The following is a 16,403-nucleotide window of genomic DNA, read 5'->3' as shown; positions in this document are numbered from 1 at the left end:
CCCTCATGTTCAGCCTGGTGATCCTGGCCCTGGTGGCCGCCTACATGGCCGTGCTGTTCGCGGTCGCCTGGTCGCAGGAACGCCCGGCCGCGCGCGCCCGAGGCGGCGGCCTGGGCCCGTCGGTCTATGCGCTGTCGCTGGCCATCTACTGCACCTCCTGGACCTATTACGGCGCGGTCGGCACGGCGGCGCGGACGGGATGGGAGTATCTGCCCATCTACATCGGCCCGATCCTGGGGCTGACCGTGCTGTTTCCCGTCTGGCGACGGATCGCGGCCGCCGCCCGGCGCGAGAACGTCGGCTCGATGGCCGACTTCGTCGCCTCCCGCTACGGCAAGAGCCAGACCCTGGGGGCGGTGGTCACCATCGTCGCCATCCTGGGATCCCTGCCCTACATCGCGCTGCAGCTGAAAAGCCTGTCGATGGCCGGCGAACTGCTGACGGCGGGCACGCCGGTGGCGGGATCGGAGCGCCTGACCGTGCTGGTCCTGGCGGGGGTCCTGGCCTTCTTCGCCATTCTGTTCGGCGCGAGGCGGCCCGACCTGACCGAGCACAATCGCGGCCTGATCCAGGCCATCGGGCTGGAATCGGTGGTCAAGCTGGGCGCCCTGCTGATGGTGGCCGGCTTCGCCCTGTTCCTGCTGCTGGGCCAGGGCGACGCCGGCCGGATCGCGCAAGGCATCGGCGACCTGGCCGCGCCGCCCGAGATCACCCCGCGCTTCACCGCCATCACCCTGGTGGCGACCCTGGCGCTGTTCTGCCTGCCGCGTCAGTTCCACGTCGCCTTCGTGGAGGGGGCCGAGCCCGCCCAGGTGCGGCGCGCGCGCTGGGTGTTTCCCCTCTATCTGGCCCTGACCAGCCTGGCGGTCGTGCCGCTGGTGGCGGCCGGCGCCCTGTTCGCGCCCAGCGTCAATCCGGACCTGCTGGTCCTGGCCCTGCCCTTCGGCCGCGGCGACCAGACGCTGACCGCCATCGTCTTCGTCGGCGGCTTCTCGGCCGCGACGGCCATGGTGATCGTCGAGGCGGTGGCCCTGTCGGCCATGGTCTCCAACAGCCTGATCCTGCCGTTCGTGGCGCGCGACCGCTGGCGGCGACGCGGCGACGCCTCGGACATGGCCGGAACCATCCTGCAGGTGCGCCGGGTGGCCATCGTGGCGGTGCTGCTGCTGGCGTGGGTCTATTACCAGGCGACCGACCAGACGCACGGCCTGGCGGCGATGGGGCTGGTGTCCTTCGCGGCCATGGCCCAGCTGGCCCCGGCGCTGCTGGGGGCTGTGATCTGGCGCGGCGGCCACGCCCACGGCGCCCTGGCCGGCGTCGGGGTCGGGGTGGCGGTGTGGCTGGTGATGCTGGCCCTGCCGCAGCTGGCGCCGGGCGCCGCCTGGCAGGTTCCCGCCCTGCTGGGCCTGACCGACGCCTTCGCTCCCGGCGTTTTCGTCAGCCTGACGCTGAACCTGGCGACCTATGTGGCGGTGTCCCGCTGGGCCAAGCCCAGGCTGATCGACCGGGTGCAGGCGCGGGCCTTCGTCGACCGGCTGGGGCCGGACTGGCTGGAGGGCCGCCCCTCGCCGGCGGGGGCCTCGGTCGGCGACCTGCGCGCCCTGGTCGCCCGCTTCATCGGCGACGAACGGGCCGAGCGCGCCTTCGCCGCCTGGGCGCGCGAGACCGACACCCCCCTGAGGGACGCCGATCCCGCCGACGCCGCCCTGGCGCGCGGGGCCGAACGGATGCTGGCCGGCGCCATCGGCGCGGCCTCGGCCCGGCGGGTCATCGCCGCCGCCCTGGCCGGGGGCGGCCGCGCGCCCGAGGACGTGGTGCGAATGCTGGACGAGGCGTCCCAGGCCGTCCAGTTCAACCGCGACCTGCTGCAGACCACGCTGGACAACATCGACCAGGGGGTGATCGTGGTCGACGAGGACCTGCGCGTCACCGCCTGGAACCGGCGCTACGTCGAGATGTTCGACCTGCCGCCCGGCTTCGTCCACGTCGGCCTGCCCATCGCCCAGATCTACCGGCTGAACGCCGAGCGCGGCGAAAGCCCCGAGGACGTCGAGGCCTGGGTCGAGCGGCGGCTGGAGGCGCTGAGCCGGCGCATCCCGCACGAGCACGAGCGGGCGCGCCCCGACGGGCGGGTGCTGGGCTCGTCCGGGGCGCCGATCCCCGGCGGCGGCTACGCCACCAGCTACACCGACATCACGGCCCTGCGCCGCGCCGCCCGCCAGCTGGAAGAGGCCAACGAGCGGCTGGAGGCGCGGGTCGCGGATCGCACCGAACGGCTGGAGGAGGCGCGCCGCGTCGCCGAGGACGCCACCGCCTCCAAGACCCGGTTCCTGGCCGCCGCCAGCCATGACCTGCTGCAGCCGCTGCACGCCGCGCGCCTGTTCATCGCCGCCCTGAAGGAGGAGCCGGCGCTGGACGAGGGGGCGCAGGGGCTGGCCACCAACGCCGACCGCGCCATCGACAGCGCCCACCGTCTGCTGACGGCGCTGCTGAACCTGTCCAAGCTGGAGGCCGGCGGGGTCCAGCCGGCGGTGCGGCGGCTGTCGCTGGACGCCCTGTTCGACGAGCTGCGGCGCGAGTTCCAGCCGGTGGCCGAGGCCAAGGCGCTGCGGCTGACCATCGTCGGCTCGGGACTGTGGGTCGCCACCGACGCCGATCTGCTGCGCTCGATGCTGCAGAACCTGATCGTCAACGCCATCCGCTACACCGACCGGGGCCGCATCCTGGTGGGGGCGCGGCGAGACGGCGAGACGGCGCGCATCCTGGTGTGCGACACCGGCCGGGGCATTCCCGAAGCCGACCGCGAACACGTCTTCGGCGAGTTCGTCCGCCTGCCCGGCGCGGCGGCGGATGAGCCCGGCGCGGGCCTGGGCCTGGCCATCGTGCGTAGGCTGTCCAGCCTGCTGGACCATCCGCTGGACCTGACCTCGCGCGTCGGGCGCGGCACCGCCTTCCGCATCACCCTGCCCCGCGCCCCGGCCGAGCCGGCGCGGGACGCCGCGCGCGAGGCCGACCCGCGCCTGCCGCTTGCGGGCCTGAGGGTGCTGTGCGTGGACAACGAGCCGGCCATCCTGGACGCCCTGTCGGCCCTGCTGACCCGCTGGGGGGCGCGGCCGACCCTGGCGGCGACGGCGGATCAGGCCTGGGCCGCGGGCGGCGGCTTCGACGCGGCGGTCGTCGACCTGCATCTGGGCGAGGGGCCGGACGGGTTCGCGGTGATCGACCGCCTGCGTCCGCACGGCGTACGCCGCATCGCCCTGGTGACCGCCGACACTCGCGACGGGCTGAAGGAGCAGGCGACGGCGGCGGGGGCGGTGCTGCTGCCCAAGCCGATCAAGCCGGCGGCGCTGAAGGCGTTTCTGTCGAGCTGATCCTTATCCGCTCATCCCGGCGGAACTGGATTCACGCCCCGTCCAGCTGCTTGGCCAGGATCACCGCCTGGGTGCGGTTCTGGACGCCCAGCTTGCGGAAGACGCTGGTCAGGTGCGCCTTGATGGTGGCCTCCGACACGCCCAGGTCGAAGGCGATCTGCTTGTTCAGCCGCCCGGCCTTCAGCCCCTCCAGGATGCGCAGTTGCGACGGCGTCAGGCTGCCCACGCGCGCGGCCAGATCGCCCTCGCCCGCCTCGTCCTCGGGCAGGTCGGGCCACCAGCCGTCGCCGGCCAGGGCCGCGCCGATGGCGGCGACCATCTGCGGCAGGGCGGCGGACTTGGGGATGAAGCCGGCGGCGCCCAGGCCCTGGACATGGCGGACCACCGGCGCGTCCTCGCTGGCCGAGACGACGACGACCGGCACGGCCGGATGCTCCACGCGGACGGCGGCCAGGCCGGCCATGCCTTCGCTGTCCGACAGCTTGAGGTCCAGCAGCAGCAGGTCGACGGGACGCGACAGGGCCGCCTTGGCCTCGGCCAGGCTGGCGCATTCCTCGATCGCGGCGCCCGGCGCGGCCTTTTCCACCGCCGAGCGCAAGGCGGCGCGGAACAGCGGGTGATCGTCGGCGACGACGATACGATCCATGAGCGTCTTCCCCTGGCCGCGACGGCTGACGGTCGCGTTTGCGACAGCATGGCGCGGATCGACTTTGGTCGAAAGTAGACCATTGGCTAATGGCCGCCACTCCCCCGAGGCGAAAAGCTGCGGCCGGACGCCTGCATCAGACGGGCGCGGGAGGAGAGACCATGAAACGATCCGTTCTTCTGGGAGGCGTCGGCGTGGCCGCCATCCTCCTTGGTCCCGGCGCCGCGATGGCCCAGGACGCCTCGGCCCTGGAGGCCCGCATCGCCCAGCTGGAGGCCGAGCTGAACGCTCTCAAGACCGAGGTGGTGGCGGCCCGAACCCAGCAGGCCGCGCAACAGCAGGACATCATCCGGCTGGAGACCCGCCCGGCCGCGGCGCCCGCGCCGGCCGCCCCCGCGACACCCGGCGACGGCTTCCGCATCGGCGCCCATACGGTGAAGTTCGGCGGCTTCATCAAGCTGGACGCCACGGCGTCGAGCTATTCCGGCGGCGACCCGGCCAATGGCGATGCGCTGCGCGAATTCTACCTGCCCGGCTCGATCCCCGTCGGCGGCGCCGACGAGGACACGGCGACCGATTTCAACGCGCGCCAGACCCGCTTCTGGTTCACCACCGACGGCATGGTCGGCGGCCACAAGGTCGGCAGCCGGATCGAGATGGACTTCCAGGTCCTGCCCGGGGCCGGCGACCAGCGCACGACCAGCCCGGCCAACCCGGCGCTGCGCCGCGCCTTCGTCACCATCGACAACTGGCTGTTCGGCCAGGAGTGGACCAACTTCCAGAACACCAACGTCCTGCCCGAGACGGCCGACTACATCGGCCCGGCCGAGGGCACCGTCTTCGCCCGCCAGGCCCAGATCCGCTATACGCGCGGCCCGTTCTCGATCGCGGTCGAGAACCCGGAGACGACCGTGACCCCGTTCGGCGGCGGGACGCGCATCGTCGCCGACGACAACGGCCTGCCCGACCTGACCGCCCGCTATGTGATGGCCAGGCCCTGGGGCGAGGTCCAGCTGTCGGGCCTGCTGCGCCAGCTGAAATACGAGAACCCGGCGCTGACCATCGACAGTTCGGCCACCGGCTGGGGCCTGTCCGCCTCGGCCAAGATCAAGGTCGGGGCGCAGGACGACCTGCGCCTGATGCTGAGCGGCGGCGACGGCGTGGGCCGCTACATCGGCCTGAACTTCTCCAACGACGCGGTGCTGGACGCCTCGGGCGAACTGGACACGATCGGCGTCATCGCCGGCTTCGCCGCCTATCGCCACATCTGGTCGCCGGGCTGGCGCTCGAACCTGATCTATTCGGTGCAGGAGGTGGACAACGACACCGTCCTGACCGGCCTGGGCGTCAACAGTTCGGCCCAGAGCGTTCGCGGAAACCTGATCTGGACTCCGCTGACGGGATTTGATGTCGGGGCCGAGTTGATGTTCGGTGAGCGTAAGCTGGAGTCCGGCGTCAACGGCGACATGACCCGCCTGTCCCTGTTCGCCAAATACGGATTCTGATTGATGCTGGAGACGTCTCGCGTGCCCGATTCCGAACTCTATCCCGTTCCCGCCGACCTGGCCGCCCGCGCCCACATGGACCGGCAAGCCTATGAGGCGGCGCGGATCGCGGCGCGCGAGACCCCCGACGCCTTCTGGTCGGAACAGGCCCGCCGCCTGGACTGGATGACCTTCCCGACCCGGATCAAGGACGTCTCCTTCAAGAAGGAGGACTTCCGCATCCGCTGGTTCGAGGACGGCGTCCTGAACGTCTCGGCCAACTGCATCGACCGCCACCTGCCCCACCGGAAGGACGAGACGGCGATCATCTGGGAAGGCGACGACCCGGCCGACAGCCGGCTGATCACCTTCGGCGAACTGCACGCCGAGGTGTGCCGCATGGCCAATGTGCTGAAGGCGCACGGGGCCAAGAAGGGCGACCGGATCACCCTGTATCTGCCCATGATCCCCGAGGCCGCCTACGCCATGCTGGCCTGCGCCCGCATCGGCGCGGTGCATTCGGTCGTGTTCGGCGGCTTCTCGCCCGACAGCCTGTGCGGCCGGATCGAGGACTGCGGCTCCACCCTGGTCATCACCGCCGACGAGGGTCTGCGCGGCGGCAAGACCATCCCGCTGAAGGCCAATGTCGACGCGGCGCTGGAGAAGGTGAAGGTCGACACCGTCCTGGTCATCCGCCGCACCGGCGCCGACGTGCCGATGATCGAGGGCCGCGACGTCGACTACGCCGTCGAGGCGGCCAAGGCCGCGACCGACTGCCCGCCCGAGCCGATGAACGCCGAGGACCCGCTGTTCATCCTCTACACCTCGGGCTCGACCGGAAAGCCCAAGGGCGTGCTGCACACCACGGGCGGATACCTGTTCTGGGCCGCCTGGACGCACGAGATCGTCTTCGACTATCGCCCGGGCGAGGTCTTCTGGTGCACCGCCGACGTGGGCTGGGTCACGGGGCACAGTTATCTGGTCTATGGGCCGCTGGCGAACGCGGCGACGACGCTGATGTTCGAGGGCGTGCCCAACTATCCCGACACCAGCCGCTTCTGGCAGGTGGTGGACAAGCACAAGGTGGAGATTTTCTACACCGCCCCCACGGCCCTGCGCGCCCTGATGCGCGAGGGCGACGAACCGGTGAAGCGGACCTCGCGCCAGTCGCTGCGGATCCTGGGCACCGTCGGCGAACCGATCAACCCCGAGGCCTGGCGCTGGTATCACGAGGTGGTCGGCGACGGCCGTTGCCCCATCGTGGACACCTGGTGGCAGACCGAGACGGGCGGCCATCTGATCACGCCCCTGCCGGGCGCGACCGACCTGAAGCCCGGCTCGGCCACCCTGCCCCTGCCGGGCGTCGAGCTTCAGATCGTGGACGCCGAGGGCCAGCCGCTGGAGGGCTCCGTGTCGGGCAACCTGTGCATCACCGACAGCTGGCCGGGCCAGATGCGGACCGTCTATGGCGACGACCAGCGCTTCTTCGACACCTATTTCTCGACCTATCCGGGCCGGTATTTCACCGGCGACGGCTGTCGCCGGGACGAAGACGGCTATTACTGGATCACCGGGCGGGTGGACGACGTCATCAACGTCTCGGGCCACCGCATGGGCACCGCCGAGATCGAGAGCGCCCTGGTGCTGCACGACGTGGTGGCCGAGGCGGCCGTGGTCGGCTTCCCCCACGACATCAAGGGCCAGGGCATCTACGCCTATGTCACCCTGAACGCCGGGATCGAGGCGACCGAGGACCTGCGAAAGGCGCTGGGCGCCCATGTGCGGCGCGAGATCGGGCCGATCGCCACGCCCGACGTGATCCAGTGGGCGCCGGGCCTGCCCAAGACCCGCTCCGGCAAGATCATGCGCCGCATCCTGCGCAAGATCGCCGAGAACGAGGTCGGCGCCCTGGGCGACACCTCCACCCTGGCCGATCCGTCAGTCGTGGACGACCTGGTCAAGAACCGCGCCGGGGCCTGAAGGCCTGGGCGGCCGAGAGAGTGTCCGAAGGGATGGAGCGGGTAGCGAGAATCGAACTCGCGACATTCAGCTTGGGAAGCTGACGTTCTACCTCTGAACTATACCCGCGCTCCCGGTTTCCTTAGCCTCGCCCGAGGCGGGGCTCAAGGCGCAAGGCGGGCGGACGAATCATGAGGCGCGAAAAGGGAGCGGGCGCGGGAAGGGCGGCCATGTTCGGCTGCCTGGCCGTGCTCCTGATCGGGGCGGGCGTGGCGGCGGCGCTCTGGGTGATCTTCGTCTGGGACGTCAATCAGGGCTGAGACCGCCGCCGTTCCGGGTCAGTCGGCGACGCGCGCCACGTCGACGCCGCGCTGCGCCAGCAGGGCCTGGACGCTGTCGTCGCCCGCCAGGTGGGCGGCGCCCACGGCGATGAAGGCCGTGCCCGAGCCCTGCAGCAGGGTCTGGATCTGGTTGGCCCAATCGAGGTTCCGGTCGACCAGGATCGCCTGATAGACGTGCGGCGCCGTGTCCTTCATGTCCTCGACCACGACCCGGTCCAGTTCGGCCACGTCGCCGCGCGACCAGGCGTCGACCATGCCGTCCAGCATCTCGACGGCGTCGTCGAAGTCCTCCAGCGTCTGGCGGATGAACTCCAGCTGCACCGGCTCGTCCATCGTGGCCAGGATGCGGATCTGCTTGTCGATGGTCTCGAACGCCTTGATCGGCTTGCCGGCGGCCTCGGCGCGCGCCTTCAGCACCAGTTCCACCCCCGACTGGGGATCGTAGCCCGCCTTGACCAGCGGTGCGACCGACAGGGTCAGGCCCGCCAGCCACGGCCGCATCGGATCCAGCTGCGCGGCGCTCATGCCCACGGTGCGGGCGGCGGCGTCCAGTTCGGCCATCTCCTCGGCGGTCAGGATGCTGGACAGGGGCTTGTCCGGCGACAGGCCGTACTGCTGGACCAGGGGCATGACGGCCGCCTGGTTGTCGGGATCGCTGATCTCGAACCAGACCTCGTCGGCGCTGTCGAAGGCGGCCTCCACGCGCGGGCTGGACCAGCCGATGGTCGGGCGCAGCACATGGACGGTGCCGAACAGATACAGGGTGGAGTCCGCGTCCTTGACCACCCAGAGGGCCGGGCCCTCGCCGCGAATGGCGGGCGGGGCCGCCGGCTGGGCGGCTTCCTGGGCCAGGGCCGGCTGGCCGGTCAGGGCGAAGTAGAGCGCCAGGCCGCCGGCCACGCCGGCCGCGCCGCGCGCAAGGGTGGAGGCGGAGGTCTTCAGAAGGGTCGACAGGGTCATGGGTTCAGTCCTCGTTGAAAAAAGGGAAGGCGGCGGCCCTCAGGCCAGGCCTCGACGGGCCGAGGCGACGGCGGAGACCAGCAGGTACAGGGTCATCAGGACGGCGTAGATGTCCCAGGCGGTCAGGGGCGCCAGAACGCCCAGACGCTCGGCCGCCGCCCACAGGAACAGCAGGCCCTGGCCCAGGAAGAGGGTCGCGGCCGCGGCTTCCAGGGCCGTGCGGCGCAGCAGTTCGTCGACGCCGCGCCAAACCTTGAAGTTCAGCACCGTGTGGACGGCCAGCAGCAGGACGATCGACCCCATCGCCACGCCGCCCGCCAGCCCGGCCAGGGCGAAGACGATCGGCAGCAGCAGGATCAGGCCGGAAAAGCCCATGACGGCCGCCTGGAAGCGCGCCTGGCGCCCTTCCTCGGCCGAGGCGGGGTCGTCCATGCCGTACATCCGGCCCAGGCGGCGCGGATCCAGGCTGATGAGCATGACCGCCCCGGCGCCGATGATCAGGGCGGCGCCGGTCAGGGCGGCCAGGGCGTCGGACCAGCGCACGTCGACGCCGTCCAGGGCGTCGGGCCCGATCAGGTCGGGCAGGATCAGCCGACCGAACAGATAGCCGGCGGCGCCCGTCGCCAGGCCGAAGCCGAAGGCGGTCAGCAGGCGGCGCGGCAGCGGGGAGGTCTTGCGTGAAGACGCGGTCATCCGTCGGTCTCCTGTTCCGAGAAGATGGATTCGATGGGTTGGCCGAAGACGCGGGCGATCTTGAAGGCCAGCGGCAGGGACGGGTCGTAGCGGCCGGTCTCCAGCGCATTGACGGTCTGGCGCGACACGGCCAGCAGCTCGGCCAGCTGCGCCTGGGACCAGTCGCGCTCGGCGCGCAGAACCTTGAGGCGGTTGTTCATGGGGTTCTCCTATCGCCGCCGGAACCACCACCACGCCCAGGCGACCGTGTAGCCGACCAGCATCAGGACCAGCAGGCCGCCGGCGCCCAGGGCGGCGTGGGCCACGGGATCGCTGCGGCCGTAGAACCAGTCGGGCAGGCGCCAGTCCGCCGTCTGCGGCAGGGTGGCGATCAGCATCAGCGGCAGGCCCAGCAGCAGCGCGCCCGATCCGCCCCAGAACCAGGCGGCCTTGTGCGCCTCGCGCGCCGCCTCGTCGATCGTGCGCATCCAATAGACGCTGACCCACAGGCTGACGCCGACGGCGATCAGTCCGAACACGCCGAAACCGACGATCTCGAACGCGGCGACGCGGTCGGCGGCTTCCGGGCTGGACGCCGACAGATAGCCCGCGCCGAACCCGGCCAGTCCCGCCAGGAACCCGGTCAGCAGCCCGCCCAGGAAGACCCAGCCCAGCAGTCGCTTCAGTTTCGGCTGCATGACAGCCCTCCTTGTCTTTATGACAAGGTCACTTTACGTCCAATGACGGCAATGTCAAGCACCCTTTCCTTATGGACAAGCTCGCTTGCTATTCGGCGGCGTCGCGAGTGGCTGACGTCAGCAGTTCCGGCCGGCTGACGGCGCGCGGGCTGGCGTCGACCGGGGCCAGTTCGGGCAGGGTCTTGCCTTCGTGATCGACCTGCAGGTCCTCAAACCGGCGGGCCGAAACCATGACCTGGCTCTCCAGCGAGCCGACGAACTGGTTGTACTTGCCGACCGCCGCATCCAGCGCGCGGCCGACCGCCGAGGCGTGGCCGCCCATGACCGACAGCCGCTTGTAGAGCTCGCGTCCCAGGGCCGCGACGCGGTCGGCGTTGGCGGCCTGCTCCTCGGCGCGCCAGCCGTAGGCGACGGCCTTGCACAGGGCGAACAGGGTCGTGGGCGTGACGATGACGACGCGCGAGGTCATGGCGTGGGTCATCAGGTCCGGCTCGTGGTCCAGGGCGGTGGCCAGGAAGGCGTCGCCGGGCACGAACAGGGCGACGAAATCGGGGCTGGGCTTGAACTGGTCCTGATAGGCCTTGGACGACAGCTGCCGGACGTGGGTCTTCAGGCTGGCGGCGGTGCGCAGGCCGACCGAGCGGGCGCGCGCCTCCTCGTCCCCCTCCCCGTCGTCGAAGGCCAGGGGCACCTTGGCGTCGATCACGAACATGCCGCCGCCCGGCAGGCGCACGATGAAGTCCGGACGGTTCTGGCGCCCCTCGTCGTCGGCGCTGGAGGTCTGTTCAGTGAAGTCGAACCGGCCGGCCATGCCGGCGGCCTCCAGCACGTTGCGGCAGGTCTGCTCGCCCCAGCGGCCGCGCCGGCCGGTGTTGCCGCGCAGGGCCTCGGTCAGCTTGCGCGCCTCGTCGCGCGTCGCCGAGGAGGCCGCCATCAGCTGGGCCAGCTGCTCGCGCAGGCCGCCGGTTTCCTCGGAACGGGTCTTTTCCAGCGCCGCGACGTGTTCCTGGAACTTGCTCAGGGTGTCGGCGACCGGCTTCAGCTGCGCCGCCATCCGCTCGCGCGCCAGCTGGTCCTGGGCGCGGAAGGTCTCGGTCGCGCGACTGACCATCTGGTCGGCGACGACCTGCGCCGACTGGGCGGCCTGGGCCTTCAGCAGCTCGCCCAGGGTGACGCGGCTTTCCTCGACCACCTCGATCCGCGCCAGGGCGGCGGAGAGCTCGGCGCGGGTCCGCTGCCATCCCATGAAGGCCCACAGGAAACCGCCGCCCAGGGCGACGGCGACGACGGCGAGGATCGGCGCGAGCATGTTCATGGTCCGTTCCTTAAACGGAGTCGAAGGATCAGGCCAGTTGCGCCCTCCCTGCGACGGAATCGGTCGTCAGGTCGGCCGGCGCGCGCGCAGGGCCTGGACGATGGTGCCGTCGTCCAGCCAGTCCAGTTCGCCCCCGACGGGCACGCCGCGCGCCAGGGAGGTCACCTCCACCCCCGGCCCGGAGATGCGTTCGGCGATGTAGTGGGCGGTGGTCTGACCGTCGACGGTGGCGGGCAGGGCCAGGACGACCTCGCGCACCTCGCCGCCCCTCACCCGGCCGACCAGTTCGGCGACGCGCAACTGGTCCGGCCCCACGCCGTCCAGGGCCGACAGCAGGCCGCCCAGCACGTGGTATTTGCCGCGAAAGGCGCCAGACCGCTCCATCGCCCACAGGGCGCCGGCCTCCTCGACCACGCAGATCAGGCCGTTGTCGCGCGCGCCGTCCGCGCAGATGGCGCAGGGGTCGCGGGTGTCGGGCGCGCCGCACACCGAGCACGACACCACCTTGTCCGCCGTCTCGGCCAGCGAGGCGGCCAGCGGGACCAGCAGCTGCTCGCGCCGCTTCAGCAGCGCCAGGGCCGCGCGCCGGGCCGAGCGCGGGCCCAGGCCCGGCAGCTTGGCGAGAAGGGAGATGAGCCGCTCGATCTCGGGCCCGGCGGAGGCGGCCATCAGAACAGTTTCGGCATTCCGGGAATGTTCATCCCGGCCATCGGCCCGGCGGCCTCGCGCATCAGAGCGGTGTTGACCTCGTCCAGCTTGCGCTTGGCGTCGGCATGGGCGGCGACGATCAGATCGGCCAGGATCTCACCCTCGCCCGGCGCCAGCAGGCTGTCGTCGATCCTGATCGCGGTGATCTCGCCGGCGCCCTTCAGCGCCACGCTCACTAGGCCGCCGCCGGACGTGCCCTCGGCGGAGGTTTCGGCCATCTTGGCCTGGGCGTCCTGCAGCTTTTGCTGCATCGCCTGGGCCTGCTGCATCAGTTGGGTCAGGTCTTTCATGGCCCCTAGATAGGGCCAAGCGCCCCGGTCGCACAGGGGTCTTTCGCCGACATCACGCAAATGGAAACGCTGTGATGCGCGATTCGCACTTGCGACTGTTGCGATACGGCTTAATTAGCACTCGCATTCGTTGCTAATCAAGTCAGGAACGCTCCCATGGCCTATGACGCCATTCCCCAACGCGACGCCCCGCTGTCGGACGCCGCCCTGTCGCAACTGTTCACCGAGGCGCGCACCCGCAACGGCTGGACCGACCGGCCGGTCGCGCCCGAGCTGCTGCATCGGCTCTACGACCTGACCAAGTTCGGGCCGACGGCGGTGAACATGACGCCGGCCCGCTTCCTGTTCGTGACGTCGCCACAGGCCAAGGCCCGCCTGGTCCCGCTGATGAGCGAAGGCAACCAGGCCAAGACGGCCCAGGCGCCGGTCACCGTCATCATCGGCCAGGACATCGACTTCCACGACCACCTGCCCGCGCTGTTCCCGCATGCGCCCGGCGCCCGCGACTGGTTCGCCGACGAGGCCGGCCGCCGCGAGGCCGCCTTCCGCAACAGCTCGCTTCAGGGCGGCTATTTCCTGATCGCGGCCCGCGCCCTGGGCCTGGACGTCGGCCCCATGTCCGGCTTCGACGCCGCGGCGGTGAAGGCCGAGTTCTTTCCCGAAGGCAATGTGGAGCCCAACTTCATCGTCAATCTGGGCTACGGTTCGGACGAGAACCTGTTCCCCCGCTCGCCGCGCCTGAGCTTCGACGAGGCGGCGAAGATTCTGTGAGCGACGACGCAAGGCTTCTCCCTCCCCCTGCGGGGGAGGGTGGCTGAGCGCAGCGAAGCCGGGTGGGGAGGGCTGGGCGAACAGAGACAGACCGAGTCGGCGTCGCCTTGCCGCCCCCATCCGGTCTCGCCTTTGGCTCGACCACCCTCCCCCGCAGGGGGAGGGAGAGCGCGGTGCGCCCCCTCAGTCCTCGTCGCCTTCCGCCTCGTCCGGGATTTCCGGCGTGACCAGGGTCGGCGCGACCGTGCGGATTTCGCCCAGCTTCGCGCCGGGGAAGGCCGTCAGCACAGACTGGATGAAGGCGTCGCTTTCGACGGCCTCGCGCTCGGCGGCGCGGGCCTTCTTCTGCTGTTCGATCAGGGTCTCGCCGCCGCCCTGGCCGTTGGCGGCGATCAGCCAGGTGCGGCCGGTCCAGTCCTTCAGGCGCGAGGCCAGCTTGCGCGCCAGTTCGACCGGCGCGCCCTGGACGCTCTCATAGACGATGGCGCCGGGCTTGAACGACACCGGCTTCACATAGCGTTCGACGTCCATCTGCAGGCCGATCTCGCGCCGCTCGCCGATCAGGGCCACGACCTGTTCGAAGCTCTGCGGATCCGGCAGGGCCGGCGCCGCCATCGGTCGCGCGGCCAGTTGGGCGGACGCGCCGCCGCCCCCGCCGCTCCCGCCGCCGCCGCCGCGCGGGGCCGAGCCGCCGCCCAGGGGCTCGCCGGACTGCAGCCGCTTCAGCGCCTCTTCCGGTCCGGGCAGGTCGGCGGCGTAGGCCAGGCGCACCAGGGCCATTTCCACCGCATCGGCCGGATTGGGCGCACGCCGCACCTCGTCCAGCGCCTTCAGCAGCATCTGCCAGGTGCGCGACAGGGTCGCCGCCGGAATGGCCGCGCCCAGCGCCGCCAGCTTCTGCGCCTGGTCGTTGGGCAGGCGCGTCGCGTTCGGCCCCAGCATCTTGGCCACCGAGGCGGCGTGACAATGTTCCAAGAGGTCGTTGGTCACCTGCACCGGATCGGCGCCGAAGCCGTAAAGCGTGCGGAAGGTCTCCAGCGCCTCGGGCGTGCGGCCGGCCATGACGGATTCGAACAGGGCGATGGTCTGGCTGCGGTCGGCCAGGCCCAGCATGTCGCGCACGGTCTCGGTCTTGACCGTCTCGCCGCCCTCGGCCTGGACCAGGGCCTGGTCCAGCAGCGACAGGCCGTCGCGCACCGACCCTTCGGCCGCGCGCGCGATCAGGGCCAGGGCGTCGCCCTCGATCTTCATGCCCTCGCGGTCGGCGACGCGCGCCAGGTGCTCGACCAGGATCTCGGGCTCGACACGACGCAGGTCGAAGCGCTGGCACCGGCTCAGGATCGTCACCGGCACCTTGCGGATCTCGGTGGTGGCGAAGATGAATTTGGCGTGGGGCGGCGGCTCCTCCAGCGTCTTCAGCAGGGCGTTGAACGCCTGCGTCGACAGCATGTGGACCTCGTCCAGCACATAGACCTTGTAGCGCGCCTCTACCGGCGCATAGCGGACGCTTTCCAGGATGTCGCGGATGTCGTTGACGCCGGTGTGGGACGCCGCGTCCATCTCCATCACGTCCATGTGCTGGCCGGCCATGATGGCGGCGTCGTGCCGGCCGTGGGCGGTCAGGGCCAGCGACGGCTTGTCGATGGCGTCGGTCTCGTTGTTCAGGGCGCGGGCCAGCAGGCGGGCGGTGGTCGTCTTGCCGACGCCCCGCACGCCGGTCAGCATGAAGGCGTGGGCGATGCGGCCGGTGGCGAAGGCGTTGGTCAGGGTGCGGACCATCGCCTCCTGGCCGATCAGGTCCTCGAAGGTGCGCGGCCGGTACTTGCGCGCCAGCACCTGATAGGCGGCGCCATCCTCGGCCGCCGGCTCGGCACGGGCCTCGACGGGAGCGGCGGCGACGGGCGCAGGCGGCGGTTCCGGTGCAGCCGCCGGCGCGCCGAACATGTCGTCGGTGTTCTCGTCGCGTTCGACGACATCCTCGTCCCAGGGCGGGCCGTCCAGATTCGGGTCGCTGTCCGTCATGGCCCCGTCTTACCGCGAAGGACGGGGGCGGTCAGGCGGAATCTCAGAACCCTTGAGCTTGCGCCAGCCGCTCGCTGTGGAAACCGGCGTCGCCCAGCAGTTCGTTCAGCACGCGCACCCGCTTCATGAACAGGCCGACGTCGAATTCGTCGGTCATGCCGACGCCGCCGTGCATCTGCACCGCCTCCTGGACCGCCAGTTCGGCCACCCGCCCGGCCTTGGCCTTGGCGACCGAGGCGGCCAGGGCGGCGTCCTGCCGCCCGGCGTCGAGGGCCTGAAGCGCGCCCAGGGTCGCGGCGCGGGCCAGCTCCAGTTCGGTGAACAGGTGCGCCGCCCGGTGCTGAAGCGCCTGGAACTCGCCGATCAGCTTGCCGAACTGCTTGCGGGTGCGCAGATACTCCAGCGTAATCTTGAACGCCTGGTCGCCCGCGCCGGTCAGGCTGGAGGCCGCGCAGGCCCGGCCCAACGCCAGGGCGCCGTCCAGCAGCGCCTCGCCATTTCCAACCTCGCCGATCACCGCATCCGCATCGACCGCGACGTCGGTCAGGACGACCCGCGCGGCGTTGTGGGCGTCGACCATGACGGTCCGCTCGATCTCCACGCCCGCCGCCTTGGGATCGACCAGGAACAGGGTCGTCCCCTCTTCCGCCCTGGCCACGACGATCAGGGCGTCCGCGACATGGCCGTCCAGCACGAAGGCCTTGGCGCCGTTCAGACGAAAGCCGTTGCCCGCCCGTTCGGCCCGCGTGGCGATCTTGGCCGGGGCGTGCTTGGGACCCTCGTCCACGGCCAGCGACAGGATGGCCTCGCCCGCCGCGATCTTCGGCAGCCAGGCCTGCTGGGCCTCGGACCCGCCGTCGGCCAGCACCCTGGCGGACAGCACGGCCGAACCCATGAAGGGCGACGGCGTCAGGGTGCGGCCCAGGCTCTCGGCGATCACCCCCGCCTCGACCGCGCCCAGCCCGGCGCCGCCGTATTCTTCAGGAATGATGACGCCGGCGAAGCCCATCTCTCCGAACGCCCGCCACAGGTCGCGGGACAGTCCATCAGGGTCGCGCGCGTCGCGCAGCTGGCGCAGGTGGGCGATGGGCGCGCGCTCGGCCAGGAAGCCGTCGGCGGCCTCCTGCAGCATGGCCTGCTCTTCGGTCAGGATCAGGGGCATGGGC

Annotated in this window: 15 protein-coding genes and 1 tRNA gene; 5 read left to right on the top strand and 11 right to left on the bottom strand. The window is 71.1% G+C overall.

Annotated features, from left to right (window positions below):
* Window positions 1–5: 5 nt before the first annotated feature.
* Window positions 6–3,371: a hybrid sensor histidine kinase/response regulator gene (locus tag M8231_RS01610; RefSeq protein WP_249751444.1), complete on the top strand. Its 3,366-nt coding sequence runs from the start codon at window positions 6–8 to the stop codon at window positions 3,369–3,371.
* 31 nt (window positions 3,372–3,402) lie between these two features.
* Here M8231_RS01610 and M8231_RS01605 read toward each other — a convergent pair whose 3' ends face one another.
* On the bottom strand, window positions 3,403–4,017 hold the full coding sequence (locus M8231_RS01605; protein WP_249751445.1) for a response regulator transcription factor: 615 nt from the start codon (window positions 4,015–4,017) through the stop codon (window positions 3,403–3,405).
* A gap of 161 nt (window positions 4,018–4,178) precedes the next feature.
* Here M8231_RS01605 and M8231_RS01600 point away from each other — a divergent pair, with 161 nt between their 5' ends.
* Both M8231_RS01600 and acs read left to right on the top strand, forming a co-directional pair.
* Entirely contained in the window at window positions 4,179–5,522 is a 1,344-nt protein-coding gene (locus M8231_RS01600) for a DcaP family trimeric outer membrane transporter (protein WP_249751446.1), read from the top strand.
* 3 nt (window positions 5,523–5,525) lie between these two features.
* On the top strand, window positions 5,526–7,481 hold the full coding sequence (acs, locus tag M8231_RS01595; protein WP_249751447.1) for an acetate--CoA ligase: 1,956 nt from the start codon (window positions 5,526–5,528) through the stop codon (window positions 7,479–7,481).
* 33 nt (window positions 7,482–7,514) lie between these two features.
* On the opposite strand, the gene M8231_RS01590 is transcribed toward acs, so the two are convergent.
* Window positions 7,515–7,589: transfer RNA gene (locus tag M8231_RS01590), tRNA-Gly, on the bottom strand.
* Window positions 7,590–7,651: 62 nt separating this feature from the next.
* On the opposite strand from M8231_RS01590, the gene M8231_RS16840 reads away from it, so the two are divergent.
* On the top strand, window positions 7,652–7,780 hold the full coding sequence (locus tag M8231_RS16840; protein WP_283843803.1) for a hypothetical protein: 129 nt from the start codon (window positions 7,652–7,654) through the stop codon (window positions 7,778–7,780).
* Window positions 7,781–7,798: 18 nt separating this feature from the next.
* Here the strand turns inward: M8231_RS16840 and M8231_RS01585 are convergent, their stop codons facing one another.
* The 7 genes from M8231_RS01585 to M8231_RS01555 all read right to left on the bottom strand — a co-directional run bounded on the left by M8231_RS01585 (window position 7,799) and on the right by M8231_RS01555 (window position 12,444).
* A complete protein-coding gene (locus M8231_RS01585; RefSeq protein ID WP_250202108.1) occupies window positions 7,799–8,761 on the bottom strand; it encodes a TraB/GumN family protein in 963 nt (320 codons plus the stop codon).
* Between the two features lie 39 nt (window positions 8,762–8,800).
* Complete coding sequence (locus M8231_RS01580; RefSeq protein ID WP_249751468.1) at window positions 8,801–9,454, bottom strand: hypothetical protein; 654 nt, start codon at window positions 9,452–9,454, stop codon at window positions 8,801–8,803.
* Window positions 9,451–9,654, bottom strand: coding sequence for a helix-turn-helix transcriptional regulator (locus M8231_RS01575; protein WP_249751469.1), 204 nt, complete (start codon window positions 9,652–9,654; stop codon window positions 9,451–9,453). Before M8231_RS01575 ends, M8231_RS01580 begins: the two co-directional genes overlap by 4 nt.
* Before the next feature lie 9 nt (window positions 9,655–9,663).
* A complete protein-coding gene (locus M8231_RS01570) occupies window positions 9,664–10,131 on the bottom strand; it encodes a hypothetical protein (protein ID WP_249751470.1) in 468 nt (155 codons plus the stop codon).
* 88 nt (window positions 10,132–10,219) lie between these two features.
* On the bottom strand, window positions 10,220–11,446 hold the full coding sequence (locus tag M8231_RS01565) for a DNA recombination protein RmuC (protein ID WP_249751471.1): 1,227 nt from the start codon (window positions 11,444–11,446) through the stop codon (window positions 10,220–10,222).
* A gap of 66 nt (window positions 11,447–11,512) precedes the next feature.
* On the bottom strand, window positions 11,513–12,115 hold the full coding sequence (recR, locus tag M8231_RS01560) for a recombination mediator RecR (RefSeq protein WP_249751472.1): 603 nt from the start codon (window positions 12,113–12,115) through the stop codon (window positions 11,513–11,515).
* Window positions 12,115–12,444 (bottom strand): YbaB/EbfC family nucleoid-associated protein, encoded by a 330-nt coding sequence (locus M8231_RS01555; protein WP_249751473.1) that lies wholly within the window; start codon window positions 12,442–12,444, stop codon window positions 12,115–12,117. The genes recR and M8231_RS01555 overlap by 1 nt, the downstream gene beginning before the upstream one ends.
* Window positions 12,445–12,600: 156 nt before the next feature.
* Here M8231_RS01555 and M8231_RS01550 point away from each other — a divergent pair, with 156 nt between their 5' ends.
* Window positions 12,601–13,215, top strand: a complete 615-nt coding sequence (locus M8231_RS01550; protein WP_249751474.1) for a malonic semialdehyde reductase — start codon at window positions 12,601–12,603, stop codon at window positions 13,213–13,215.
* 183 nt (window positions 13,216–13,398) lie between these two features.
* Here the strand turns inward: M8231_RS01550 and M8231_RS01545 are convergent, their stop codons facing one another.
* A complete protein-coding gene (locus M8231_RS01545; protein ID WP_250202107.1) occupies window positions 13,399–15,237 on the bottom strand; it encodes a DNA polymerase III subunit gamma/tau in 1,839 nt (612 codons plus the stop codon).
* A 43-nt stretch (window positions 15,238–15,280) separates the two neighbouring features.
* Complete coding sequence (locus M8231_RS01540) at window positions 15,281–16,399, bottom strand: acyl-CoA dehydrogenase family protein (protein ID WP_249751475.1); 1,119 nt, start codon at window positions 16,397–16,399, stop codon at window positions 15,281–15,283.
* Window positions 16,400–16,403 lie beyond the last annotated feature (4 nt).

This window comes from Brevundimonas albigilva (assembly GCF_023573565.1).
In the GTDB taxonomy this organism is placed as follows: Bacteria; Pseudomonadota; Alphaproteobacteria; order Caulobacterales; family Caulobacteraceae; genus Brevundimonas; species Brevundimonas albigilva.
This window is presented reverse-complemented; position numbering and strand designations above follow the sequence as displayed.